The 25,992-nt window shown below is 40.0% G+C and carries 24 protein-coding genes and 2 pseudogenes; 22 read left to right on the top strand and 4 right to left on the bottom strand.

Features of this window, described 5'->3' with window-relative positions; translation table 11 throughout:
- Positions 1-27 precede the first annotated feature (27 nt).
- Positions 28-762: a GntR family transcriptional regulator gene (locus tag BN1356_RS08545; protein WP_093650966.1), complete on the top strand. Its 735-nt coding sequence runs from the start codon at positions 28-30 to the stop codon at positions 760-762.
- Between the two features lie 29 nt (positions 763-791).
- Here BN1356_RS08545 and BN1356_RS08540 read toward each other — a convergent pair whose 3' ends face one another.
- A complete protein-coding gene (locus BN1356_RS08540) occupies positions 792-1,502 on the bottom strand; it encodes a GntR family transcriptional regulator (protein ID WP_093650965.1) in 711 nt (236 codons plus the stop codon).
- 626 nt (positions 1,503-2,128) lie between these two features.
- On the opposite strand from BN1356_RS08540, the gene BN1356_RS08535 reads away from it, so the two are divergent.
- The 14 genes from BN1356_RS08535 (at position 2,129) to BN1356_RS08465 (ending at position 15,341) form a co-directional block, all read left to right on the top strand.
- A complete protein-coding gene (locus BN1356_RS08535; protein WP_093650964.1) occupies positions 2,129-3,910 on the top strand; it encodes a glycoside hydrolase family 35 protein in 1,782 nt (593 codons plus the stop codon).
- Positions 3,911-3,923: 13 nt separating this feature from the next.
- Positions 3,924-4,409, top strand: coding sequence for a PTS sugar transporter subunit IIB (locus BN1356_RS08530; protein WP_093650963.1), 486 nt, complete (start codon positions 3,924-3,926; stop codon positions 4,407-4,409).
- A gap of 39 nt (positions 4,410-4,448) precedes the next feature.
- A complete protein-coding gene (locus BN1356_RS08525) occupies positions 4,449-5,360 on the top strand; it encodes a PTS mannose/fructose/sorbose/N-acetylgalactosamine transporter subunit IIC (protein WP_093650962.1) in 912 nt (303 codons plus the stop codon).
- Entirely contained in the window at positions 5,347-6,165 is an 819-nt protein-coding gene (locus tag BN1356_RS08520) for a PTS system mannose/fructose/sorbose family transporter subunit IID (protein ID WP_093650961.1), read from the top strand. Before BN1356_RS08525 ends, BN1356_RS08520 begins: the two co-directional genes overlap by 14 nt.
- Before the next feature lies 1 nt (position 6,166).
- Positions 6,167-6,571, top strand: coding sequence for a PTS sugar transporter subunit IIA (locus tag BN1356_RS08515; RefSeq protein ID WP_093650960.1), 405 nt, complete (start codon positions 6,167-6,169; stop codon positions 6,569-6,571).
- 486 nt (positions 6,572-7,057) lie between these two features.
- Entirely contained in the window at positions 7,058-8,062 is a 1,005-nt protein-coding gene (locus BN1356_RS08505; RefSeq protein ID WP_093650958.1) for an aldose epimerase family protein, read from the top strand.
- A 311-nt stretch (positions 8,063-8,373) separates the two neighbouring features.
- Positions 8,374-8,547: a hypothetical protein gene (locus tag BN1356_RS12640; protein ID WP_176694259.1), complete on the top strand. Its 174-nt coding sequence runs from the start codon at positions 8,374-8,376 to the stop codon at positions 8,545-8,547.
- 16 nt (positions 8,548-8,563) lie between these two features.
- Positions 8,564-8,818 carry a DUF1912 family protein gene (locus BN1356_RS08500; RefSeq protein WP_093650997.1) on the top strand — a complete coding sequence of 85 codons (255 nt, stop codon included), beginning with the start codon at positions 8,564-8,566 and terminating at the stop codon, positions 8,816-8,818.
- A gap of 204 nt (positions 8,819-9,022) precedes the next feature.
- A complete protein-coding gene (locus BN1356_RS12480) occupies positions 9,023-9,394 on the top strand; it encodes a helix-hairpin-helix domain-containing protein (RefSeq protein ID WP_425423530.1) in 372 nt (123 codons plus the stop codon).
- A 287-nt stretch (positions 9,395-9,681) separates the two neighbouring features.
- A complete protein-coding gene (locus BN1356_RS08485) occupies positions 9,682-10,260 on the top strand; it encodes a GNAT family N-acetyltransferase (RefSeq protein ID WP_093650957.1) in 579 nt (192 codons plus the stop codon).
- On the top strand, positions 10,257-10,823 hold the full coding sequence (locus BN1356_RS08480) for a DEAD/DEAH box helicase family protein (RefSeq protein ID WP_093650956.1): 567 nt from the start codon (positions 10,257-10,259) through the stop codon (positions 10,821-10,823). Before BN1356_RS08485 ends, BN1356_RS08480 begins: the two co-directional genes overlap by 4 nt.
- Before the next feature lie 12 nt (positions 10,824-10,835).
- The gene (locus BN1356_RS08475; protein ID WP_093650955.1) at positions 10,836-13,487 is read left to right on the top strand and encodes a valine--tRNA ligase; all 2,652 of its coding nucleotides are present in this window, start codon (positions 10,836-10,838) and stop codon (positions 13,485-13,487) included.
- 125 nt (positions 13,488-13,612) lie between these two features.
- Positions 13,613-14,659 carry a DNA cytosine methyltransferase gene (locus tag BN1356_RS08470; protein WP_093650954.1) on the top strand — a complete coding sequence of 349 codons (1,047 nt, stop codon included), beginning with the start codon at positions 13,613-13,615 and terminating at the stop codon, positions 14,657-14,659.
- Entirely contained in the window at positions 14,652-15,341 is a 690-nt protein-coding gene (locus BN1356_RS08465; protein WP_093650953.1) for a DUF262 domain-containing protein, read from the top strand. The genes BN1356_RS08470 and BN1356_RS08465 overlap by 8 nt, the downstream gene beginning before the upstream one ends.
- 145 nt (positions 15,342-15,486) lie before the next feature.
- Here the strand turns inward: BN1356_RS08465 and BN1356_RS08460 are convergent.
- Both BN1356_RS08460 and BN1356_RS08455 read right to left on the bottom strand, forming a co-directional pair.
- A pseudogene (locus BN1356_RS08460) lies at positions 15,487-16,434 on the bottom strand (IS30 family transposase); the annotation flags it as partial.
- A 113-nt stretch (positions 16,435-16,547) separates the two neighbouring features.
- A complete protein-coding gene (locus BN1356_RS08455; protein WP_141651815.1) occupies positions 16,548-17,570 on the bottom strand; it encodes an IS30 family transposase in 1,023 nt (340 codons plus the stop codon).
- 160 nt (positions 17,571-17,730) lie between these two features.
- On the opposite strand from BN1356_RS08455, the gene BN1356_RS08450 reads away from it, so the two are divergent.
- Entirely contained in the window at positions 17,731-18,099 is a 369-nt protein-coding gene (locus BN1356_RS08450; protein ID WP_093650952.1) for a hypothetical protein, read from the top strand.
- Positions 18,089-18,811, top strand: a pseudogene (locus BN1356_RS13120) (MAE_28990/MAE_18760 family HEPN-like nuclease). The gene BN1356_RS08450 and the pseudogene BN1356_RS13120 overlap by 11 nt, the downstream one beginning before the upstream one ends.
- A gap of 170 nt (positions 18,812-18,981) precedes the next feature.
- Here BN1356_RS13120 and BN1356_RS08440 read toward each other — a convergent pair.
- Positions 18,982-19,374, bottom strand: a complete 393-nt coding sequence (locus tag BN1356_RS08440; RefSeq protein WP_093650951.1) for a (deoxy)nucleoside triphosphate pyrophosphohydrolase — start codon at positions 19,372-19,374, stop codon at positions 18,982-18,984.
- A gap of 180 nt (positions 19,375-19,554) precedes the next feature.
- Here BN1356_RS08440 and BN1356_RS08435 point away from each other — a divergent pair, with 180 nt between their 5' ends.
- The 5 genes from BN1356_RS08435 to BN1356_RS08415 all read left to right on the top strand — a co-directional run bounded on the left by BN1356_RS08435 (position 19,555) and on the right by BN1356_RS08415 (position 25,835).
- Positions 19,555-21,219, top strand: coding sequence for a sensor histidine kinase (locus BN1356_RS08435; RefSeq protein ID WP_093650996.1), 1,665 nt, complete (start codon positions 19,555-19,557; stop codon positions 21,217-21,219).
- Complete coding sequence (locus tag BN1356_RS08430) at positions 21,207-21,977, top strand: response regulator transcription factor (protein ID WP_093650950.1); 771 nt, start codon at positions 21,207-21,209, stop codon at positions 21,975-21,977. Before BN1356_RS08435 ends, BN1356_RS08430 begins: the two co-directional genes overlap by 13 nt.
- Positions 21,978-22,044: 67 nt before the next feature.
- Positions 22,045-23,079, top strand: a complete 1,035-nt coding sequence (locus tag BN1356_RS08425; protein WP_093650949.1) for an extracellular solute-binding protein — start codon at positions 22,045-22,047, stop codon at positions 23,077-23,079.
- Positions 23,080-23,090: 11 nt separating this feature from the next.
- Positions 23,091-24,170, top strand: coding sequence for an ABC transporter ATP-binding protein (locus BN1356_RS08420; protein WP_093650948.1), 1,080 nt, complete (start codon positions 23,091-23,093; stop codon positions 24,168-24,170).
- The gene (locus BN1356_RS08415) at positions 24,171-25,835 is read left to right on the top strand and encodes an ABC transporter permease (protein ID WP_093650947.1); all 1,665 of its coding nucleotides are present in this window, start codon (positions 24,171-24,173) and stop codon (positions 25,833-25,835) included.
- Positions 25,836-25,992 lie beyond the last annotated feature (157 nt).

Raw genomic sequence — 25,992 nt, 5'->3', positions numbered from 1 at the left:
CTTCAGGAAACGGATGGTGAAGAGTAGATGTTAGATTTAGCGAGTGAAAAGCCTTTGTATCTGCAGTTAGTAGACACTCTTGAAGAGGAAATTCGTGAGTCCATGCTAGCAAATGATAAGTTGTCTTCTGAACGAGAGTTGACTCAAATATATGGTGTTAGTCGAATTACGGTTCGTTTGGCTTTGCAAGAGTTGGAAAACCGTGGTTTGGTCTACAAAAAACATGGTAAGGGAACCTTTGTTTCCGAAATTGGGGATGCTGCGGTGGATTTGTCAACTGCTTATAGTTTCACAGAGCAAATGAAAAAACTGGGGAAGGTACCACAGACTAGCATTCTTTCCTTTAGTGTTATTGAGGCTCCAGAATCGATTGCACAGGAAATGCAGTTGTCAGCTGGGGAATTAATTTTTGAATTGGAGCGTTTGCGGTCTGCTAACGATATTCCTATGATGATTGAGCGGACGTACTTGCCTCATGATTTGTTTAAGGAATTATCCCAAGATATGCTGACTCATCGGTCTCTTTATGAACTTTTTCAGGATTATTTTTCTCAGACGGTGCGTCTGGCTGATGAGGAGTTTTATGCCAGCATTGCTTTAGATAATGAGGCGAAACTGCTTGATATCAGGAGTGGAGATCCTGTTCTTCATTTATTGCGAAAAACCTACAATACAAAGAATATTATGATCGAATATACTTTTTCGATTGCTAGAGCAGACCAGTTCCGCTATAAGATTACTCACCAGCGAAATGATTCATAAACAATAAAGAGAGTTCATTTGAGCTCTCTTTATTGTTTATTGACAGAAATTTCAAATTTGTAGTATTTCCAGTGTTTGTAACTTTCAACATACTCTAAAATTTCATTCGTACCATTTTTACTGGTTCTCTTAACTTGAAGAACAGTGGGCTCCTCAGGAGAAATCTGGAGTATCTCTGCGACTTCTTTTGGTGTTGGAAAACTGATTTGATTGGTTTCTAGGAAGGATTCCTCTGACATGTGAATATTGAAATCCAGTTTGAAACGTTGATAGATAGACTGGAAGTGTTCCAATGGTGCATCCGGTTGTTGGATGTAGCGGGCAGGGATATACGATTGTTGGTAGATATAATGGCTACCATCAACAGTGCGAACACGATTAATCTTATAGTAGAAACTATTCTTATCTAGTTCTAGCTTATCGAGGATAATCTGGTCGTTACCTTTCTCACAGGATAAGACAGTTACCTGATCGTGGTCCATTGAAAAAATTTCTATGTCGGAGAAGTTGACTAGTTTTCCTTTTCGCGATCTGGAAACAAAGGTTCCTTTACCTTGCTGACGAACCAAATAGCCATCTTTAACTAATTCGTTCATAGCACGAATTACGGTGATAGAACTGACTTTGTAAAGTTTAGTTAGTTCTGCCTCGGTATAGAACTTGTCGCCATTTTCAAACTTACCAGAAATAATCTGTTGCTTTAGTTCGTTTTGAACTAATTGGTATTTGGGTACTTTCATGTTGGCCTCCTTTCATAAGATGTTAGAGAGTTGTAACTCAAACTCAATTCAAATACGATGCTTTTGAGGCTGGGCAAAAGTCCAGACTTCTTTAATAATGTACGGTATATGACCAATATGCAGTAGCCTAGTGGAGATTCCTTCGCTTTTTTAAAGCGTGAACTATCCTAATAGGCTTGCGGAGTTAGGAGTGAAAGAGCCTGGGAAGAGGTTTTTTCACTCCACTCCCGAAAGGCTGGCAGGTAAAAACATAAACTTGTCAGATACTTCAGAGACAGTATATGAGTATCTCCATCATACATATGCCCAGTCAAAATATGTGGTAAGTCCAAACACTTTGAAGTTACAGATGCGCATATGTCCGATTGATTAGGATTTTTAAATCCAGATATCTAGGAGGCAAGAATGACGGTGATTACTTGTAAGCATGGCCATCTATCTGTTGGTATCAGTAATTAATGGCTTCATTTCTTGGGATTGGTTTTCTTTTTCTAAAGTTATTATACTAAATTAATCTTAAAAAAGAAAAGAAAAAAATAATTTTTTTTGCAAAATCACTGGACATAACCAGTAGACTATGTTAATATACTGATATAGAAAAGAAAACGGTTACACGGAGAAATGATATGACTGATTTTCAGATAAAAGATGACTTTTATTTAAATGGTGAAAAATTTAAAATTTTATCTGGGGCCATTCATTATTTCCGAGTGCACCCAGATGATTGGTATCATTCTTTATACAATTTGAAGGCGCTAGGTTTCAATACGGTTGAGACTTATATACCTTGGAACATGCATGAACCACAAAAGGGAACATTCAGGGATCAAGGGATTTTGGATGTTGAAAGATTCTTACAACTGGCTCAGGATCTAGGACTCTACGCGATCGTTCGACCGACTCCATACATTTGTGCAGAATGGGAGTGGGGTGGACTTCCGGCTTGGCTGATGACAGAGCAAGTAAGAGTTCGCTCCAGTGATCCTAGTTTTCTTAGACATCTTAATGATTACTTTGCCTTTCTGTTGCCAAAACTGGCTAAGCGACAGTTGTCGCAGGGTGGCAATATCCTCATGTTTCAAGTGGAAAATGAATATGGATCTTATGGACAGGAGAAAGCTTACTTACGAGCAGTTGCGGATCTGATGCGAAAACTTGGTCTCACAGTTCCCTTCTTTACGTCAGATGGTCCTTGGCGAGCTTGCTTGCGGGCAGGTAGCCTCATAGAAGATGACATTTTGGTAACTGGCAACTTCGGTTCCAAAGCCAAAGAGAATTTTGACCAGATGCAGGATTTCTTCGCTGAGTATGGAAAAAAATGGCCGCTCATGTGTATGGAATTTTGGGACGGTTGGTTCAACCGCTGGGGAGATGAAGTCATTCGTCGGGATCCTGAAGAGTTGGCTCAAGCAGTTATGGACTGTATCCAACTAGGTTCTATCAATCTCTACATGTTTCACGGCGGTACCAACTTTGGCTTTATGAATGGTTGTTCAGCGCGGGGTCAGCAAGACTTACCACAAGTGACTTCTTATGACTACGATGCTATCCTTGATGAAGCGGGTAATCCGACTAAGAAATTCTACTTGATTCAGGAAAAGATGAAAGCTGCTTATCCTGAGCGGGACTATGCAGAGCCACTGATCAAGCAAGCAAAAAAATATGCTGATATCTCTCTGACTGGTAAGGTTTCTTTATTCAACTGCTTAGAAGATTTATCTCAAAAAATATCTTCTTTCTATCCACTTAATATGGAAGAATTGGGACAAAGTACAGGTTACATCCTCTATCAGACTTTGTTGGAAAGAGATAAGGAAGAAGCAGAGCGTTTTCGGATCATTGATGGCCGGGACCGGATTCAAGTATATCGCGATAGGGAATGGGTAGCTACTCAGTACCAGGAAGATATTGGCGAAGATATCGCCTTGGAATTACCTGAGAGAGTATTCGAAATTTCGATTTTGGTCGAAAATATGGGCCGTGTCAACTACGGTCATAAATTGACAGCTCCGACTCAGTCCAAAGGACTTGGAAGAGGAGCGATGGCGGATCTTCATTTTATTGGAAATTGGGATATGTATCCATTAGATTTGGAACATATTGAGAATTTGGATTTTTCTAAGGGATGGGATCAAGGACAGCCAGCCTTTTATCGTTATCAATTGATGCTAGATGATCTAGCAGACACTTATCTAGATATGACAGGATTTGGAAAGGGTGTCGTTTTTGTCAACCAATACAACTTAGGTCGTTTTTGGAAGAAGGGGCCTCAACGTTCTCTCTATGTACCAAAGGGATACTTAAAGAAAGGAGAAAATGAAATAGTTGTCTTCGAAACAGAAGGCAGGTACATGGAAAAGTTGGCTTTTTCTCAGGAACACTTATATGAATTAATTAGCAGAGATTAAAGGAGAATAGATTATGGCAATTATCGCTACACGTATTGATGGTCGTTTGATCCATGGTCAAGTAGCAAACTTATGGACAGGAAAACTCAATATTTCACGTATCATGGTTATCGATGATGAGGTAGCTCAAAATGATATTGAAAAACAAGGTTTGAAATTGGCTTGCCCGCCAGGTGTTAAATTGAGTATCTTACCAGTTCAGAAAGCAGCTGAAAATATCTTGGCAGGAAAATATGATTCACAACGTCTCTTGATTGTGGCTCGTTATCCAGAACGGTTCCTTCGTTTGGTAGAGGCAGGAGTTCCACTGGCAGAAGTCAATGTAGGCAATATGTCTCAAACCCCAGAAACTCGTTCTGTTACTCGCTCAATCAATGTTGTTGATAAAGATATCGCGGATTTTGATGCTCTGAAAGCAAAAGGGGTTAAACTGATTGCTCAGATGGTACCAAATGATCCAGCCAAAGACTTTATGCCACTCTTGGATAAAGTTCGTTAATATAGGGAAAAATGTAGAAAAATTTATAGGAGGAACACTATTATGCAATGGTGGCAAATACTTTTACTTACGTTGTACTCATTCTATCAAATTTGTGATGAGTTAACGATCGTTTCTTCAGCTGGTTCTCCAGTATTCGCAGGTTTTATTACTGGTCTCATAATGGGAGACATTGGTACTGGCCTTCTCATTGGTGGTAGCTTGCAATTGATGGTACTGGGTGTTGGTACTTTCGGTGGGGCATCTCGTATTGACGCAACTTCAGGTGCGGTTCTTGCAACAGCTTTCTCTGTAGCGCAAGGGATTAAACCAGAAATCGCTGTAACAACTATTGCGGTACCCGTAGCAGCATTGCTTGTCTATACGGATATTCTTGGACGTTTTTCAACTACTTACTTTGCACACCGTGTGGATGCTGCAGTTGAACGCTTTGATTATAAAGGAATTGAACGCAATTATCTTTTAGGTGTACTTCCATGGGGACTTTCTCGTGCACTTCCAGTATTCCTAGCTTTGGCACTTGGTGGTGGATTTGTACAAACCTTGGTAGATGGAATTCAAGAATACCAATGGTTGGCTAATGGTTTGATTCTCGCTGGTCGTATGCTTCCAGGTCTCGGGTTTGCTATTTTGCTTCACTATCTACCAGTAAAACGCAATCTTCACTATTTAGCAGGTGGTTTTGCCTTAACAGCTATGTTATCTGTTCTTTATGCTAATGTAGGTGCTTTGGGTACAGCAGTTTCAGGAATCCTTCCAGAAGTAAACAAATTGCTCCCTGAAGATGCTCAACTTGCATTTGTGAACAACTTCAAAGGCTTATCTATGATTGGTATTTCTATCATCGGTATTTTGTTGGCAGTGCTTCACTATCAAAATGCTCGTAGAACAGTGGTGGCAGCACCAACAACTAATGTGGAAAGTGGGGAGATTGAAGATGACGAATTCTAATTACAAATTAACAAAAGAAGATTTTAAACAAATTAATAAGCGCAGCTTGTTCACTTTCCAATTGGGTTGGAATTATGAGCGGATGCAGGCATCTGGTTATCTTTATATGATTTTGCCTCAACTTCGTAAAATGTACGGAGATGGGACATCAGAATTGCAAAAAATGATGAAATTACACACTCAATTCTTCAATACATCACCGTTCTTCCATACAATCATTGCTGGTTTCGACCTTGCACTGGAAGAAAAAGAAGGTGTGGCATCAGCTGATGCGGTTACAGGTATTAAGACTGGTTTGATGGGACCATTTGCTCCTCTTGGAGATACCATCTTTGGTTCTCTTGTACCAGCAATCATGGGTACAGTGGCAGCAACAATGGCAACACAAGGTCAACCATGGGGGATTTTCCTTTGGATTGGTGTGGCTGTATTGTATGACATCTTCCGTTGGAAACAGTTGGAATTTGCTTACAAAGAAGGTGTGAAATTGATCACCACTATGCGTGATACTTTGACAGCCATTATTGATGCAGCTTCTGTTCTTGGAGTATTCATGATGGGTGCGCTTATCGCCACAATGATCAACTTTGATATTTCATGGGCTCCTAAAATTGGAGAAAAAGCGATTGAGATTCAAGATATCATGAATACGATCTTCCCACGTTTGGTACCAGCTATCTTTACAGGATTTGTCTTCTGGTTGTTGGGTCGCAAAGGTATGAACTCTACAAAAGCCATTATGATTATCATTGGTCTTGCCCTTGCTTTGTCAGCAGTTGGACACTTCTTCTTAGGTATGGCTTAGTATGGGAAAATCATTAATCTTAATCAGCCATGGCAACTTTTGTCAGGAGTTGAAAAAATCGACGGAAATGATCATGGGACCGCAAGAGCATATCCATACTGTGGCATTGCAACCTGAGGAAGGTCCTGAAGATTTCTTAGCCAAATTTCAGGCAGAAATTGCCGAATTGGAGGACTTTGTAGTCTTTGCTGACTTACTTGGAGGAACTCCTTGCAATGTTGTTTCTCGATTGATTTTAGAAGGCAAAGATATTCAACTCTATGCCGGCATGAACATGCCAATGGTCATCGGTTACCTGAATGGTGAGTTGATTGGAGAAGAAGTTAATTATGTCGAGTTTGGTGCTAGTAACATCCAACACATCAATGCTATGCTTGCTGCAAGCGATGATGATGAAGATGAGTGAAAACCTCCGGGGGAGGTTTTCAGCCCGAGCCTAGAAATGGGAAAGCGAGGAACCTCCGGGGGCTGAAACAGTCAGTGAATGGACTGTTTCAGCTGGTTACCTTGAATTTGGAGAGTGACCATACTCAGTCAGAGCCTAGAAACGGGAAAGTAACTATACTCGGTCCGAACTTGAATCGTTGATAAAACGAACAAAAATGTCTTTAAGTATCCTAAGAATGGCTGGGCCTAGGTCCTAGCCTTCTTTGGCTTTTTATACTCTTTGAACATCATATATAGTCAAATGAATTAGCTTTAGGACTAGGAACTGAGGCGCAGGCTGTACTGGAGTACGGCCAGCCGATAGTGACACTGTATTAAAGCTAATTCAAAAGACTATAGTAGGTTTTGTCATAGCTCCGTACTACCACTGGGTATGTCCGCGTTGCTTGGCATCATCTATTTTTGGTTGTCTTTGGGTATTTGAAAAATATGGAATGGAGTTTCTATGGCAAAGATAGCAGTTGATTCCTTTGGAAGTGAAAATGCTCAACTCTACACCTTGACAAATAGTAGAGGCATGCAGGTCAGTTTGACCAATTTCGGTGCTCGCTTGGTTGATATTTTATTGCCCATTGACGGTCAACTTCGTAATGTCAGTCTAGCGGCTAAGTCAGATAGAGAATATATGGAAAAAGATTCGTATGTTGGATCTACGGTTGCTCCAGTTGCAGGGCGAATATCCGGTGCAGCAACCCTTATTAAGGGAGAGACTGTCCACTTTACAGAAAATGAGCCAGGACGGACCTTGCATAGTGGGAACCATACTTCTAATGAACAATATTGGGAATCAGAAGTAGAGGAAGAAAACAATCGAGTGGTATTCAGTCTGGTCTTGCCAGATGGCTATAATGGATTTCCAGGAGCTGTTCAGGTTCAGGCGACTTATGAGTTGACCGAAAAGAATGAACTCAAGATAAATTACTGGGCTAAGTCAGAAAAAGATACTATTTTCAATCCAACCAATCATGTTTATTTCAATCTGTCAGGAGATTTCAATAGGACTGTAGCGGAACATATGATGAAAATCCAGGCTAGTCAATTCCTTCCTTTGGGAGAGGATAATATGCCCTTGGGTGAGTTTTGGCCTGTTGATGGCACAGCCTTTGACTTCCGTCAATTTGCTCCTTTGGGACAAGGTATGGATGGACAAGATCCACAGACCAAATTAGTCAATGGTTTTGATCATCCGTGGGTCTTGGAAGATACGGATATTCCGGTTGAAGTCATTAGTCCAGATGAAAAAGTTCGCCTCCTGATGCGGTCCAATCAACCAGCAGTGGTTATTTATACTTACAATCACGGACCAACTGATATGGCAGGGCGTCATACCGTCTTCTCATTAGAATGCCAAGGATTCCCAAATGCCTGCAATATTGAGAATTTTGGTTCAATTTTACTTGAAAAAGACCAAGAATTTGACAGTCACTTCTCTTATCAGTTTGAGTTTTGATGCTTAGGAAGAGTCGGTTTTTGCCAACTCCACGCCAAACGCATGAAGAAATTTATGTTTTCAGATAGCGTATTTTCATAAGGAAGCAGTTATAAATTATAAAATTTATGGTATAATCAAGCTGAAAACGAGGATTTGACCATGTCAAAATGAAAAATGTTGAAAATTTATTGAAAAAATGGGTGTAGCTTGAAAATGGTTACATCCATTTTCTTCATGCGTACGCCGTGTTACCAACTCTTTTTTGAATGTAAAAATAAGAGAATTATGGTAAAATAAGGAAAAGAAGATTGCAATGAGGAGGGACTTGGATGAATAAAATTAGAGATGCACTTGCTGTGACTGTTTTTATTTTTGGTCTTGCTAGTTTGTGGTTCTGGTTGACCCAAGGCAATCCCTGGGCTCATTTTCAGGAAAGTCTACTTGTTGCAACATTTATCGGACTTTGTTCTGTCCTTGGTGGAACAGTGACTAAGTGGTATTAAGATGAAGGAGACAAAAGTGACATACGAAGAGGAATTTTTAAGGGATTTTGAAGAGTGGGTCAAAACGCAAATGATGGTGAATGAGATGGCTATGAATGAAAGCCGTCGTGTCATTGAAGAGGACAAGGATGAGCGGGCAGCGGACGCTTACATTCGCTATGAGAGTAAGTTGGATGCCTATCAGTTTATGATGGGGAAATTTGCTAACTACAAGGCAGGGAAAAGTTTCCATGATCTGCCAGATGGTTTGTTTGGACAAAAACATTATTAAAATGATTGGAGTATAAGAATGGCAAAAAAGAAGGTTAATCGTAAGAAGCAATTAAGAAAGCAAGTTTTGGATTTGCGCAAGGCTGGTTTGTCTTTGACAAGTGCGGTGGTTGATAAGGCGCAAGAAGTCATAGGTAACGTAGTAGACGCTACTGAAAAAGTTGTCGATAACGTGGTGGAATCAACTGAAAATGTGGTTGAAACGATGACTGAGAAAGTCCAGAATGTGACAGAACAACTGAGTCATAAATCAAAAAAAGTAGAAGAGAAAGTGGAAGAAGCAGCTCCAGTCATAGAGAAAAAAGTTGCTGAAAAGAAAAAAGTGCTTGACGAGGCGCAACCAGTCTTAAAAGAACAAGCAAAAGAAGCTGTTGAAGAAAGTGTGGATCATTTTGATGCATTGGCAGCAGAGTTGGAAGGATTGGCGATGCCAAGGCTGGAAACCTTTTATGCAGAAGGCATCAGAGCTAAGAAAGACTTTAAAAAATGGACGGAAGAAGAGCTTCTATCCCTCAAAGGAATCGGTCCAGCAACGATAAAACAATTGAAAGAACTAGGAATCGCATTTAAAGACTAAAATAGTTTGCTTATGTCTAGGAAATCTGATAAAATAAGGACATTCAGAGGTATTTTGAGAACAACTTTTCACAGAAAGCGGTGGGGCTGAGAAATCCGCAAAAGTTGCAAAAGAGTTGCTGATGTTGATAAGATAATAAATATAATTAAGATGCGAGTATCAGCTGATACTCGAATTTGGGTGGTACCGCGGAAATCGTCATGAAATTCGTCCCTGTCTAGCGTAAGCTGGATGGGGATTTTTGGTTCTATTATAAAGATAGGGATGTACTGATTGGAGGTAGCTATATGAAGATTCTCGGAACATTTGAGAACAATATCTTACCTGACTTGGAAACGGAGCGATTGGTCTTGCGGCAACGTCTTTTATCTGATGCAGAGGATATATTTGCCTATGCCAAGTTGGCAGAAGTTAGCTATCCAGCAGGATTTCCACCCGTCAAAAGCTTGGAAGATGAGTTAGTCTACCTGAGAGATATCTATCCTGCCAACTTAGAACGACAAAGCCTTCCTTCAGGTTATGGCATCACTTTGAAAGGTGAGAATCGCATTATTGGTTCCGTTGATTTTAACAATCGCCATGCAGAAGATATTTTGGAAATTGGCTATCTCCTCCATCCAGATTACTGGGGTCAGGGAATTATGACTGAGGCGGTAGAAGCTCTTTTGGAAGTTGGTTTTGACCTTCTTCATCTTCATAAGATTGAACTAGCCTGCTTTGATTACAATTATGCTAGTTGTCGCATTGCAGAGAAATGTGGTTTCACCCTCGAAGCTAGTGTCCGTGACCGTAGGGATGCTCAAGACAATCGCTGTAGGGACTTACGCTATGGTCTACTCAGAAGTGAGTGGGAGGCGCTGCAATGAATATCATTATCATTGGTGCCCAAGCCTCAGGGAAAATGACAATTGGTCAAGAGCTTGAAAAACTGATACAAGCAACTTTGATCCATAATCATGAAACCATTGATTTTGTTTTGAAATTTATTCCAGATTTCACATCCGATATGGTGGAGTTGAACTCTAGAATTTGTTTTGATATCTACGATGTCTTCGCAAAATATGGGCGTGATTTAATCACGACTGCACTGGTTGATTTTAATGATTCAAATCAAGTCGGCTTTTTGGAGATCGTGCAAAATCTTTTTCATCAACACAAGCGAGAAGTTTTGTTTGTTGAGTTGGATGCCAGTTTGGAAGAGCGATTACGAAGAAATAAAACTGAGAATCGACTGAAACATAAGCCATTGAAGCGCCACATAGACATATCGGAATCAGAAATCTTGGATACAAGTGAGCGCTGCCGATATACAACAGATGAAATTCCAAGTTTTATTCAGCATTATTACAAAATCAACAATACTCATCTGTCTGCCGAAGAAGTTGCTGAGTTGATTTTCGAAAAAATAACAGAATTAGAGAAAAACTAGAAAGGACATATTATGTCAAAAGAACTTTCACCAAAATACAATCCAGCCGAGGTTGAGGCTGGGCGTTATGCTAAGTGGCTTGAAGCGGATGTCTTCAAACCATCAGGAGATGCGGAGGCTGAGCCGTATTCCATCGTGATTCCACCGCCAAACGTTACGGGGAAGCTTCACCTTGGTCACGCTTGGGACACGACCTTGCAGGATATCATCATCCGCCAAAAACGCATGCAGGGCTTTGATACCCTCTGGTTGCCAGGTATGGACCATGCTGGTATCGCCACTCAGGCCAAGGTTGAGGAGCGTTTGCGTGAGCAAGGCATCACTCGTTACGACTTGGGTCGTGAATCTTTCTTGACTAAGGTTTGGGAATGGAAAGATGAATATGCGGCTACTATCAAGGACCAGTGGGGCATGATGGGGCTTTCTGTCGATTATTCGCGTGAGCGTTTCACTCTTGACGAAGGGCTCTCAAAAGCGGTTCGTAAGGTCTTCGTGGACCTCTACAAAAAAGGATGGATCTACCGCGGTGAGTTCATCATCAACTGGGACCCAGCAGCTCGCACAGCCCTGTCTGATATCGAGGTGATTCACCAGGATGTCGAGGGTGCCTTCTACCACATGAACTACCTGTTGGAAGACGGTTCTGGTGCCCTTCAGGTGGCCACCACTCGTCCAGAAACCATGTTTGGTGACGTGGCGGTTGCGGTCAACCCTGAGGACCCACGCTACAAGGACCTGATCGGCAAGAACGTTATCCTGCCAATCGTAAACAAACTGATCCCTATCGTCGCAGACGAGCATGCGGACCCTGAGTTTGGTACGGGTGTGGTAAAAATTACGCCAGCCCATGATCCAAATGACTTTGAAGTCGGCCAACGCCACAACTTGCCACAAGTAAACGTCATGAACGACGATGGTACCATGAACGAGCTGGCTGGTGATTTTGTGGGTATGGACCGATTTGAGGCTCGTAAAGCCACAGTTGCCAAGCTGCAAGAATTGGGCCAACTGGTTGAAATTGAAAACCGTGTCCACTCAGTCGGTCACTCAGAGCGTACAGGTGTGCCAGTTGAGCCGCGTTTGTCAACACAGTGGTTCGTCAAGATGGATGAACTGGCTAAGCTTGCCATTGACAACCAAGGCACAGATGACAAGGTGGAGTTCTATCCACCACGCTTTAACGATACCTTCCTCCAATGGATGGAAAACGTTCATGATTGGGTAATCTCTCGCCAACTCTGGTGGGGACACCAAATCCCAGCTTGGTACAATGAAGCGGGCGAAATGTATGTCGGCGAAGAAGCACCAGAAGGCGATGGCTGGATTCAGGACGAAGATGTTCTCGATACCTGGTTCTCATCTGCCCTATGGCCATTCTCAACCATGGGTTGGCCAGATGAAAATGCGGCAGACTTCCAGCGTTACTTCCCAACTTCAACCTTGGTAACAGGTTACGATATCATCTTCTTCTGGGTATCTCGCATGATTTTCCAATCCCTTGAATTTACCGGTCGTCAGCCATTTAAAAACGTACTCATGCACGGTTTGATTCGTGCTGAGGACGGACGCAAGATGTCCAAGTCCTTGGGGAACGGTATCGACCCTATGGATGTCATTGAGAAATATGGTGCAGACGCTCTGCGCTGGTTCTTGTCTAACGGCTCTGCCCCAGGACAGGATGTCCGTTTCTCCTATGAAAAGATGGATGCCAGCTGGAACTTCATTAACAAGATTTGGAACATTTCACGCTACATCCTCATGAATAATGAGGGGCTGACCTTAGAGCAAGCGACGGCCAATGTGGACAAGGTGGCTGCTGGTCAGGCAGGTAACGTGACGGATAGTTGGATCCTCCACAACCTCAACGAGACCATCGCTAAGGTGACGGAAAACTTTGATAAGTTTGAGTTCGGTGTGGCGGGCCATATCCTTTACAACTTCATCTGGGAAGAGTTTGCTAACTGGTATGTGGAGCTGACCAAGGAAGTGCTGTACAGCGATAATGAAGAGGAAAAAGTCATGACACGCTCTGTTCTTCTCTATACCCTGGACAAGATTTTGCGCCTCCTCCACCCAATCATGCCATTCGTGACGGAAGAAATCTTCGGTCAGTACGCGCAAGGTTCAATCGTAACCGCGGACTATCCAAGAGTCAACCCTGCCTTTGAAAATGCCACAGCTCACGCTGGTGTGGAAAGCCTCAAAGACTTGATTCGTTCAGTACGTAATGCGCGTGCGGAAGTGAACGTTGCCCCATCTAAACCAATCACTATTTTGGTTAAGACAAGTGACGCTGAACTTGAAGCCTTCTTCAATGCCAACGTCAACTACATCAAACGTTTCACAAACCCAGAAACCCTTGAAATTAGCTCAGCCATCGCTACCCCAGAATTGGCTATGTCAGCCGTAATCACAGGCGCAGAGATCTTCTTGCCACTTGCAGACCTGCTCAATGTAGAAGAAGAATTGGCCCGCCTTGACAAAGAACTGGCCAAATGGCAAAAAGAACTAGACATGGTCGGCAAGAAATTGGGCAACGAACGCTTCGTCGCCAACGCCAAACCAGAAGTCGTGGCCAAAGAACAAGCCAAACAAGCCGATTACCAGGCTAAGTTTGATGCGACACAGGAGCGTATTGTGGAGATGCAGAAGTTAGTGAAGTAAGTTAATAGACATAAAAAGCCCAGCCTAAACGGTTGGGTTTTGTGTACGTGATTATTAGACGTTTTTTGATAGTTTGCCATCGACGAATTTTCAGAAGTTTGGTATAATTAGTTTGAGGTATTGTAATGAAAATTAATGCATTAGATTTATTTTGTGGCATTGGTGGACTAACCCATGGTATTCAAAACGCGGGAATAAATGTGGTTGCAGGCTTTGATTTTGAAGAGTCTTGCAGATTTGCCTATGAAACCAATAACCAAGCTATGTTTGTTCACAAAGATATAAAAGAATTAGTTAATGGAGAATTGGAGTCTTACTATCCAGAGGATACTGATATTAAAATTTTGATAGGTTGTACTCCATGTCAACCTTTCTCTTCATATTCTCGTAGATATAAGAACAGTAATGTTGGTGAAGGGAAATTAGACCTTTTAGATTATTTTGGAGAACAAATCAAAATAACAAAGCCCCAAATTGTTTCTATGGAAAATGTACCACAATTGGAGAAGGAAGAGATCTTTAGTAGATTCGTTAAATTACTTAAAAATGAGGGATATTATGTGACTTGGAAAATTGCATATGCACCAGCTTATGGTATTCCGCAGAGCAGAAAGCGTCTCTTATTGCTGGGTTCAAAGTTAGGAGAAATAGAATTTGAACCTGAACTTCCTGAGGAAGAATATCCAACAGTTAGGCAAGCAATTGGAGATTTACCAAAACTTGAAGCAGGGCAGCAAGATGTAAAAGATCCTCTTCATTCTGCAAGAAATTTAACTGATATTAATTTAAAAAGAATAAAGTCTTCGAAACCTGGTGGGACCTGGAGAGATTGGGATGAGAAACTATTACCAAATTGTTATAAAAAGAAAAGTGGTAAATCTTTTGGTTCCGTATATGGTAGACTAGAGTGGGATAAGCCATCTTCTACGATTACTACACAATTTCCTGGATATGGAAATGGTAGATTTGGGCATCCAGAACAAACTAGAGCGTTGAGCTTAAGAGAAGGAGCTATCTTACAAAGTTTCCCCAGAAACTATAGATTCGGAAAAGATTCAGAAAAGATTTCTAGTCAAAAAATTGCAATACAAATTGGAAATGCTGTACCACCTAAATTAGGAGAAGTTATCGGAAAAAGTATAATAAAACATTTGGAGAAAAAATATGATTAGCCAACTAAAATTATTTGAGGACGAAGAAAAAAAGCAAAAAATTCAGGAGCAGATTAATCAATTACAATATGAACTCAATTACGATACAAGAGATTATCCTATCAGTTTTATAGTAAATTTATATGATAATGAGAATGACATTTATGCACCAGAATATCAGAGGAAAGAACTATTGTGGACTTTAAACCAGAAATCAAGGTTTATAGAATCCCTGCTTTTAGATTATCCCATTCCATTGATATTTTTAGGTGACACTGATGATGGTAGTATGGAGATTGTTGATGGATTACAAAGGATATCTACTCTTTCTGCTTTTTTTGCTGGGGATTTAAAGCTAGTAGGTTTGAAGAAACTTACAGAACTCAATGGGTGTATATGTGATGAGATGCCAAATAATGAAATTAGGAGACTCAAAGCAAGGGCTTTAAGGGTAATTGTACTAAAACATAACACTCCTGCAGATGTTCGAAAAGAGTTATTTGATAGGTTAAATACAAGCTCACTAAAAGCAAATACAAGTGAAGTTAGAGCTGGTAGGGAAATTGATAACCTGTTAATGAATTTAATAAAAGAATTGGCAGAAGATGAATTGTTCAGAAGGAATACGAATCTTTCTCAGAACAGAATTAATAGAAAAGAAGATATTCGCATGTTGTCAAGTCAAGTGCAACAAGTTGATTGATAACTAGAGATCCAGAGGTTAAGCTATTTGGGCTATCCCAAATAGGAATTTTGAAGATTGGTATTGAAGAAGTCGTCTCGGGCGCTCATTTCGCATGTTGTCAAGTCAAGTGCAACAAGTTGATTGATAACTAGAGATCCAGAGGTTAAGCTATTTGGGCTATCCCAAATAGGAATTTTGAAGATTGGTATTGAAGAAGTCGTCTCGGGCGCTCATTGATGGCTGTGATATAGTTGTCAAGTTCTTCAGAGGTTAGTGAATTAAAAGAGTTTCCTTTAGGGATATATTCTCTGAGGAGACCATTGAAGTTCTCATTTGTACCTCTCTCATGTGAAGAATATGGATGTGCAAAGTAAACATCAACAGCTTCCAAGTCTGAGAGTAAACTAAATTCAGAACCATTATCAGCTGTAATGGATGCAATAGGATACTGACTTGTAAGTTGTTTGACAGCACAATTAATGGTATGGGACTGTTTGTCTTCTAGCTTAACTCCTAGTGCATAGCGTGTCTGGCGCTCTACTAAAGTCAAAACAACAGCTTCACCTTTGGTTTTCTTTCCAAGAACCAAGTCAATCTCCCAATGACCAAATTCAGAACGGTCATTGATACACTCAGGACGTTCTTCGATAGACTGACCTAAAGTTTTCTTATTCGTCTTAATGACTGGCTTAGAACGTTTCCTGATACTGACCATCTTAGGTAAATCGATTGGTTTTATAACTAACAGCCCCTCTTTGATATAGCGATAAATGGTTTTGGTAGAGGGAACAACCTCCTCAGGATGATTTGCTTTATAAGTCTGAACGAAACTATCTACGCTATGAAGACGAATTTTAGCTTTCAAGGCATATCCTAATTGCTCAATGAATTTAGCGGAGCAGTCATTCAACTTGAGATAAGAGCACTTTTGACGATTGGATTCATAGACACGCTGTCCGCTATCAGCGAAATAGGCACTGAAATAGGTACGTTTCCCATTCTTATCCTGTACCTGATCCACCGAACCACGTTTGATTTCTCGACTGATTGTCGACCGGTGACGACCTAGAAGACGAGCGATTTCAGCCGGTTTCTTTCCCATTTTAAGATGAATTGTTCAGAAGGAATACGAATCTTTCTCAGAACAGAATTAATAGAAAAGAAGATATTCGCATGTTGTCAAGTCAAGTGCAACAAGTTGATTGATAACTAGAGATCCAGAGGTTAAGCTATTTGGGCTATCCCAAATAGGAATTTTGAAGATTGGTATTGAAGAAGTCGTCTCGGGCGCTCATTGATGGCTGTGATATAGTTGTCAAGTTCTTCAGAGGTTAGTGAATTAAAAGAGTTTCCTTTAGGGATATATTCTCTGAGGAGACCATTGAAGTTCTCATTTGTACCTCTCTCATGTGAAGAATATGGATGTGCAAAGTAAACATCAACAGCTTCCAAGTCTGAGAGTAAACTAAATTCAGAACCATTATCAGCTGTAATGGATGCAATAGGATACTGACTTGTAAGTTGTTTGACAGCACAATTAATGGTATGGGACTGTTTGTCTTCTAGCTTAACTCCTAGTGCATAGCGTGTCTGGCGCTCTACCAAAGTCAAAACAACAGCTTCACCTTTGGTTTTCTTTCCAAGAACCAAGTCAATCTCCCAATGACCAAATTCAGAACGGTCATTGATACACTCAGGACGTTCTTCGATAGACTGACCTAAAGTTTTCTTATTCGTCTTAATGACTGGCTTAGAACGTTTCCTGATACTGACCATCTTAGGTAAATCGATTGGTTTTATAACTAACAGCCCCTCTTTGATATAGCGATAAATGGTTTTGGTAGAGGGAACAACCTCCTCAGGATGATTTGCTTTATAAGTCTGAACGAAACTATCTACGCTATGAAGACGAATTTTAGCTTTCAAGGCATATCCTAATTGCTCAATGAATTTAGCGGAGCAGTCATTCAACTTGAGATAAGAGCACTTTTGACGATTGGATTCATAGACACGCTGTCCGCTATCAGCGAAATAGGCACTGAAATAGGTACGTTTCCCATTCTTATCCTGTACCTGATCCACCGAACCACGTTTGATTTCTCGACTGATTGTCGACCGGTGACGACCTAGAAGACGAGCGATTTCAGCCGGTTTCTTTCCCATTTTAAGATAAGCAGCCATTTCGCCACGTTCCGAGGCTGAGAGATGAGAATAGGTTGATTTTTTGGTAGAATGAGTGTTGGACATGTTCATCTGCTTTCTATACTGAGTTGGGGAATTCTAGTATATCAGACGAACATGTCTTTTTTGTTGCACTTCATTTTACAACGCGGGAAAAGAAGATATTGAATTAGTTTCAAGATTTTTTGCCTATAGTAATAATTTAGATAGTTACAATGGCCAAGTTATGAATTTCGTTGACGACTTTGTTAGTGGATCTGCTACAGACTGGACACCCGATAAAGAGCTATTATTTAGAGCTGAATTTAATAAAACAATGGAATTTGTTGCTAAAAATTTTGAAAGAGGCTTTCAAAAAGAGGATCGCAATCAAACACCACGTGTTAGATTTGAAGCCATTTCAGTTGGAGTGAATCTTGCATTAAGGGTGAATCCTGAATTAACTGTTTCCAAAGAGCAAATCGTTAGATTGCTAGATAGTGATCAATTTCGAGAATGGACAACTTCTGATGCTGCAAACAATAGGATAAAAGTAGAAAAAAGGATATACGGTGTAAAGGATTATTTATTGAACGGAGTCTTAGATGAGTCTTGAGTATGATAGGTTGAAAAATGAAATTGATCGTTTTATACTTTTGATAGAGAGATACGAGAATGCTTTAATTGGGTTGCCATCTGCACTTGACGGTATCTTTAAAATAGTAAAAGCAAATGAAGACGAAGACTCTCTTGAACAGAGCGATTATAAATTAGAATTTAGAGATAGAGATGAGATTGAATCAATAATAAAAACGTTGAAATCAAATGCAATTTTAATGTTATATAATCTTGTTGAAGCGACCGTACGCACAACAATGTTTGCTTATTATACTATATTAAATAAGTAAAGACTTAAATTTTCAGAAACTATTGAATCAATACAAAGATTGTGGGTAAAGAATTACCTTGAAAAAGTGAAAAGCAATGAAATGAAACATGAGGTTTTTAAAATGATTCAAAACACATTGAACTCAGAGTATAAAATTGAAATCGAAAAAGAATCGTTCCATTTGTCCGGTAATGCTGATGTTCAAGAAATTAAAAATATTTTAAAAATACATGGTGTATCATACGATGATAATATTTTTGGAGATTATGGTGGGGCTTTACTTACCATTAAGACCCAACGTAACCGTTTAGCACATGGTAATGTGTCATTTGAAGAGAATGGCCGAGGTTTTTCTATTTCTCAAATTATTGGTTTCAAAGAAAAAACTTATGAATGTTTAGAATACTTCGTTTCTTTAGTAGAACAAGAATACTGTTAGTGTTTTAAAAAAATTTCTAATTTTGTAATTTTTTCAAAGTAAAAAAACGCAAAACAAACTTTTTGCATCATATACATGGGGATATTATTAGTAACTCGAATCCCCAGTCTAGGCAAATTTGTTCAAGTATCTGACGGATAGATAAGAAAAATAGAGATTCGCGCGAATCTCTATTTCTTTTGCAAACATTCAACTGCAGGGATATCAACGGGTGCCCAGTTTAGCTCCATTAGTCTCTCAACTGGCAACCATTTGGAATCTTGATGTTCCAGTAACACTAAATCACCTTCGATCAATCTTGAAAGATAGGTCTTCATGGTTACAATTCCAAACTCATACTCATAAGAGGCCTCATTGACATAGGATAAGACCTCAATCTTAGAATTGAATTCTTCCTGAATTTCTCTGACCAGGGCTTCTTCAGGTGTTTCACCCACTTCTAGTTTTCCACCTGGGAATTCCCAAAACCCTCCCAAACTTTTTCCTTCAGGACGTTGAGCACAGAAGATGAGCCCGTCCTTTTCAATAGCAGCAGCAACAACATTGATAACTTTTTTTGACATTTTTTTCTCCATTTACTTAAGAATATGATACCAGAATTTAGATGAAGTTGAAAGTTTCAATCGGCGTAACAAGAGTTTATTCATTGCTTTGCACTTGCTTACATTCAAACATGCTATAATAGTTTTATTGCTCGATGTGTTTGTATATAAAATGATTGTATTGAAATGGTTGGTATATCTATGAATGAAAAAGAGGGAATTGTTCCTTTTAAGGTTAAGCTTCGTAAGGAAATGTTGAGAGGTTTCCAAAAGACGGCTATTTTTATTGGTTTGAGTTATTTTGTGGTCTTGATTTTCTTTCTCTTGTTGGTACAGTTTCGTCAGTTGACAGAAGGACGCAATACTATCATTGCTTACTTTGATAAGATTGATCTGGAGACGGATCACATTTTTGAAAATCTGCAAGAGCACGGAGCTCTTGAGTTTTTAGATGGGACTTTAGAAGAGCGTGAAATGTTTCGGCAGGTCTATCAGGAAACGGGGAGTCTGCCTTTTCGTTCTGCCTTGTCGATTTATCAGCCAGATGGTACATTATTGCTATCAACTAGGTTGCCCAACCGTGATGGCTTGAGTGATGATTCTTATGTGAAGATTGCTATGAAAAACATTACTGGTCAGGCAGAGTATCGGATAACCAAAGATTATCAAGGCAATCGTTACCTGTTAAAGATAAAGCCTTTAGTAAATCATCAGAAGACGATGGGTTATTTGGTGCTCTATATAGATGGAAGTGACTTTGAAGCTAGTGTGCAAGCAGATTCGACCCAATACATCATTGCAGATAGCTATGAGAATCTTTTCAGCTCCAATAGTGTAAAATATGTTAATCAGGAGTTGAAGAAGGTTGATGAGCAGCTATTTTCGGATCTTCTTTCCTTGAGGGATGGGAAACTGTATTTGAACAATCAGTATCAATTGGGAAATCAATTAAACCTCTATTCCTATATTTCGGTCGTTCCTATTTCTTATCTAATGGTCGTGACTTGCTTATTTGTCATCTTTATTATGTTTATTTTAATCAGTTTGTCGGGTCAATTATCTAGGAGAATTGCCATTCACAGTAGTGATAGCATTGATGTACTAGTCTCTGATTTAGAGATGATTATGAGTGGATACAAGTCTGATTTGGGGGTCAATACTGATGATGAGTTTGGCTATTTGGCTAAGAAAATTAATGGCATGATTGACACACTGCAGCGCTTATTTTTCCAAACTTTAAAATCAGAAAAGGAAAAGGTGACTTTTCAACGGAAACTATTGGAGGCTCAATTCCATCCGCATTTTCTCTATAATTCCTTGGAATCCATCAAAATCTTGATGCACATTAATCCTCAAAAGGCAGAGCAAATGATTTTATCCCTTAATCGTGTATTGCGTTACAGCATTGCTTCTGAGCGAGAAAATGTTCAGTTGGAGCGGGATATGGACATTATTGATGATTACTTGACAGTTAATCAGATTCGTTTCGATTTGTTAGATTTCCAGATTCAATTTCCTCAAGAACTAGATCAGTTATTGGTCCCAAAACTCTTCTTACTCCCCTTGATAGAAAATTCTCTCAAGTATGGAATGGAGATTCGCCATGATCTAAAGGTGAGGGTGGATGTGAGCTGTGATGAGCAGATGATTTCGTTTTTGGTAATGGATAATGGACCTGGATTTAGCGCAGAGTTCCAGGAACGCTTTGCGGATTATGTGAAGGAAGGTCGCACAGAGCATGGTCTGGTCAATTCCTATAGTCGCTTGTCTATGATGTATCCAAGTAGCAAGATTCGGCTTTGTCAGGACGGTGAGATGCACGGAGTAGAGTTAAGGTTTGAAAGGAGACAGGCATGTTACGAATGATAATTGTGGAGGATGAGTCGCTGATTAGAGAATGGTTGACCAGTGCTGTGCAGTATAGTCAGCTAGGTATCTCTGTGATAGCCACTGCGAGAGATGGTGAGGAAGGTGCAGAACTGATTCGAAATCTGGAACCAGATATTGTTTTGACAGATATCATGATGCCTAAAAAAACGGCCTTTGATATGTTTGAAGAAACTAAGGATATTTCCTATGAAAAGGTGATTTTATCATCCTATAGTGATTTTCACCATGCCAAAAAAGCCATGAAATATGGAGTTTTCAATTTTTTAGAAAAGCCTTTAGATGTCGAAGAGTTACGGGATTCCTTGTGGCAAATTTGTCTTGATCTGAAAGAAGAACGTCGTTTGCGAACACAGGAGAGAGAAGCTGAAGCTTTTCCTAGTATTGAATTACCTACTATTCACCAGGAAAATTGGTCAGCTCTTTTGGTGGAATATGTCCATCAGAACTATAACAAGATGATTTCGACAGAAGAAATTGCCAAGAATTTTGGCTATAGTGAGAGTTATCTCTACAAAAAAATCAAGGAGGAGTTGGGGATTACTTTAAAAGATTACCTTAATCGTTACCGGATTAAGCGGTCGATTCAACTCCTAACTAGCCATGAAGATTTGAGAGTCTATGAGGTGGCAGAGGCTGTTGGGTTTTCTGACTATAACTATTTTGGGAAGGTCTTTCGAAAGTATACTGGTTTAACTTTTACGGAATTTAAAGAGAATTTTACTCATAGAGGATAGATTTTTTCTATAAATAAAGCGCTTTCTTTTGTAGAATAAAGTGAACAAAAAACAAAGGAGCATGACTATGCGTAAAAAAATTTTATCTCTATTATTGGCTTCAACTGCAGTGATTGGCTTGGCAGCCTGTGGTTCCAAGACAGAGGACAAGGCAGCTGATGGAGGCAGCGACAAACTGGTTGTTTATTCGCCAAACTCAGAAGGATTGATCAATGCGACTATCCCAGCCTTTGAAGAAAAATATGGAATCAAAGTTGAATTAATTCAAGCAGGTACAGGTGAACTCTTTAAGAAGGTAGAGAGTGAAGCCAGCAAACCAGTAGCAGATGTGATCTTTGGTGGATCTTATACACAGTATGCACAACATCCTGAATTGTTCGAAGAATATACAGCGAAAGAAAATGACCAAGTGATTGAAGACTACCAAAATACAACTGGTTATTCAACACCTTATACTTTGGATGGCTCCGTCATTATTGTCAATCCAGATTTGACCAAAGGCATGAACATCAAGGGCTACAAAGATTTGCTCAATCCAGAGTTGAAAGGTAAAATTGCAACTGCTGACCCTGCAAACTCCTCAAGTGCCTTTGCTCAATTGACCAATATGCTTTTGGCAAATGGAGGCTATGACAAGGATGCTTCATGGACTTATGTAAAGGATTTATTTACCCTTGTTGATGGGAAAATCAATTCTAGTTCATCAAGTGTCTACAAATCTGTTGCTGATGGAGAAATGGCAGTCGGTCTTTCTTATGAAGATCCTAGTGTCAAGTTGTTAAATGACGGTGCAAACATTCAAGTGATTTATCCTGAAGAAGGTTCAGTCTTCTTGCCAGCAAGTGCTGCTATTATCAAAGATGCACCAAATAAGTCAAATGCTGAAAAATTTATTGACTTCCTTGTATCAAAAGAAGCACAAGATGCACTTGGAACGGAAACAACCAACCGTCCAGTTCGTAAAGATGCAACTGTTAGCAAAAATATGAAGTCGCTTGATGATATCAAAACTATTGTGGAAGACTATGATTATGTCATCAAACACAAGGAAGAATTAGTGAAACATTACAGTGAAATCTTTGTAGATATTCAGTCAAAATAGGAGGCGGTTCAATGAGTCAAATTACCATTTCCAATGCCAAAAAAATCTATCATGATACTCCTGTGATTGAAAATCTCAATGTTACCATTCCAGACGGGACCTTGTTTACTCTTCTTGGCCCCTCTGGCTGTGGAAAAACAACGCTTCTAAGAATGATTGCAGGTTTCAACTCCATTGAAGGGGGTGACTTCTTCTTTGGAGAGAACCGTATCAATCAAATGGAACCAAGTAAGCGTAATATTGGTATGGTTTTCCAGAATTACGCTATTTTCCCACATTTGACAGTAAAAGAGAATGTAGCTTTCGGTTTGAAACAACGTAAACTGTCCAAGCAAGAATTGGAAGAACGAGTAGATAAATATCTCAAATTGATGCAAATTGATCAGTTTAGAGACCGCAAGCCAGAAAACTTGAGTGGTGGTCAGCAGCAACGGGTGGCTTTGGCACGTGCTCTGGCTATCAGCCCAGATGTCCTCTTGATGGATGAACCCCTGAGTAACTTAGATGCTAAATTGAGAATTGACATGCGTCAGGCCATCAAGGAAATTCAAAAAGAAGTTGGGATTACAACGGTTTATGTGACCCATGATCAGGAAGAAGCTATGGCTATTTCTGATCAGATTGCGGTGATGTATCTAGGCGAAATCCAGCAAATCGGCAAACCAAAAGAACTTTACCATCGTCCAAGCAATGAATTTGTAGCGACCTTTATCGGTCGAACCAATATGATTCCAGCACAACTCCTACATAAGGATGGTCAGGCTTATATTCGTTTGTCAGACGGTCATATGATTGCCTATCCAGCTCTCAATCATCTGGAAGATCAAGATGTTCGTATCAGTGTTCGTCCAGAAGAATTTGTCAGAAGTGTGGATGGGCCGATACAGGCAACGATCAAAGACTCTACTTACTTGGGTTTAAATACGGAATACATTGTAGAAACAGGATTTGCGGGGCGGATCCAGGTGACAGAGGAGTCAACCTTGGATGAGGATTTTGGTCCTGGTGACATAATCAGACTGGAGATCAACGCTCAAAAAATGAATGTTTTTTCAGCCGATGGTAAGGTGAATTTGTTGGAGGTGATTTAGATGAAAAAAAGCCTTCAACAAATGAATATTTGGCTCTTGTCATCAATTATCATATTCATTTCCTACATTTTATTTCTAATTTATCCTATCGTTACTATTCTCAAACAGGCTTTGTTTGTGGATGGGCATTTATCACTGGATAACTTTCTAACTTTCTTTTCGAAAGAATATTATTTTGAAACACTTTTCAATAGTTTTAAAGTTTCTGTAGTAGCAACTGTTTTATCTTTGGTCGTTGGGACCCTACTGGCTTATTGTTTCGCTATGTTCCGATTCAAGGGGAAAAAGGTTTTGCAGATTTTAGTCATCATTGCATCTATGTCTGCTCCTTTCGTTGGTGCTTATTCTTGGATTTTGCTTCTAGGACGTAATGGTGTCATCACCAAATGGCTCTCATCAGCATTGGGTTTTCCAAAATTGGATATTTATGGTTTTTCAGGAATTGTCTTGGTCTTTACCTTGCAGTTGTTTCCACTTGTCTTCTTGTATGTGAGCGGTGCTTTGAAAAGCATGGACAATTCACTGCTAGAGGCTGCGGAGAGTATGGGTGTCAAGGGAATCAAACGGTTGACTCATATTGTCTTGCCACTGTTGGTTCCGACATTGCTGGCTGCCGCTCTTCTCGTTTTCATGAGAGCATTCTCTGATTTCGGCACGCCTATGCTGATCGGGGAGGGCTATCGAACATTCCCAGTTCTGGTCTATTCTCAATTTATTAGTGAAGTCGGGGGTAATTCAGCCTTTGCATCGGCCTTGGCTATCATAGCCATCTCCATCGCCTTGATTATTTTCTTAATCCAAAAATATGTGGCTCAGAAGAATAGTTTCAGCATGAGTTCACTCCATTCTATTGAGCCAAAGGCTATTCATGGTTGGCAGAAATTCTTTATCTATCTAGGAGTATATGGTGTGATTGCCTTGTCTGTTTTGCCACAGACTTATCTGATTTACACGTCCTTCCTAAAAACATCAGGAATGATTTTTGTTCCAGGTTATTCATTAGATAGTTACCGTCAAGCCTTTGACCGGATGGGAACCAGTATTTTAAATACCTTGAGAATTCCACTGATGGCTTTGGTATTGGTCCTGATTTTTGCGACCTTTATTTCTTACTTGAGTGTTCGTAAACGCAATCCATTTACTTCTCTGATTGATAGCATGAGTATGATCCCTTATATCGTACCAGGGACAGTTTTGGGGATTGCCTTTATCACTGCCTTTAATACAGGTATCGGTGGTTCAGGGTTCTTAGCGATTATTGGGACATCTTTTGTTATGATTGTGTCCTTGTCTGTTCGTCGCTTGCCTTATACTATCCGTTCGTCGGTTGCTTCTTTGCATCAAATTTCACCAAGTATTGAAGAAGCAGCAGCCAGTTTGGGCAGTTCAAGACTCAATACTTTCGCAAAGATTACTATCCCAATGATGATGTCAGGGATTATTTCAGGAGCTATCCTATCATGGATTACTATGATTTCAGAGCTCTCAACTTCTATCTTGCTTTATAATGTCAACACAAAAACTATGACAGTAGCTATCTATACAGAGGTCCTGAGAGGCAACTACGGCATCGCAGCCGCGCTATCAACCCTCCTGACTGGCTTTACTGTTCTGTCACTCTTGCTTTTTATGAAAGTTTCTAAGAGTGATAGTATTTCTATGTAGATGAAGTCACAAGAAGTTTTCCGTTTGGAAGGCTTTTTGTATTTTGCTTAATAGCAGTCAAGCAGGCCCAGTTTTTCCATACAACAATTTACAAGAAAAAGAAAAGACAAACCATCAAAGTGAGAAGTGTTGTCTTCGTGCCAAAAAGGGTCCTGGT

Origin of the sequence: Streptococcus varani (genome assembly GCF_001375655.1) — a bacterium.
Classification (GTDB): domain Bacteria; phylum Bacillota; class Bacilli; order Lactobacillales; family Streptococcaceae; genus Streptococcus; species Streptococcus varani.
The sequence above is the reverse complement of the archived record's forward strand: the minus strand, read 5'-3'. Positions and strand labels throughout refer to the sequence as shown.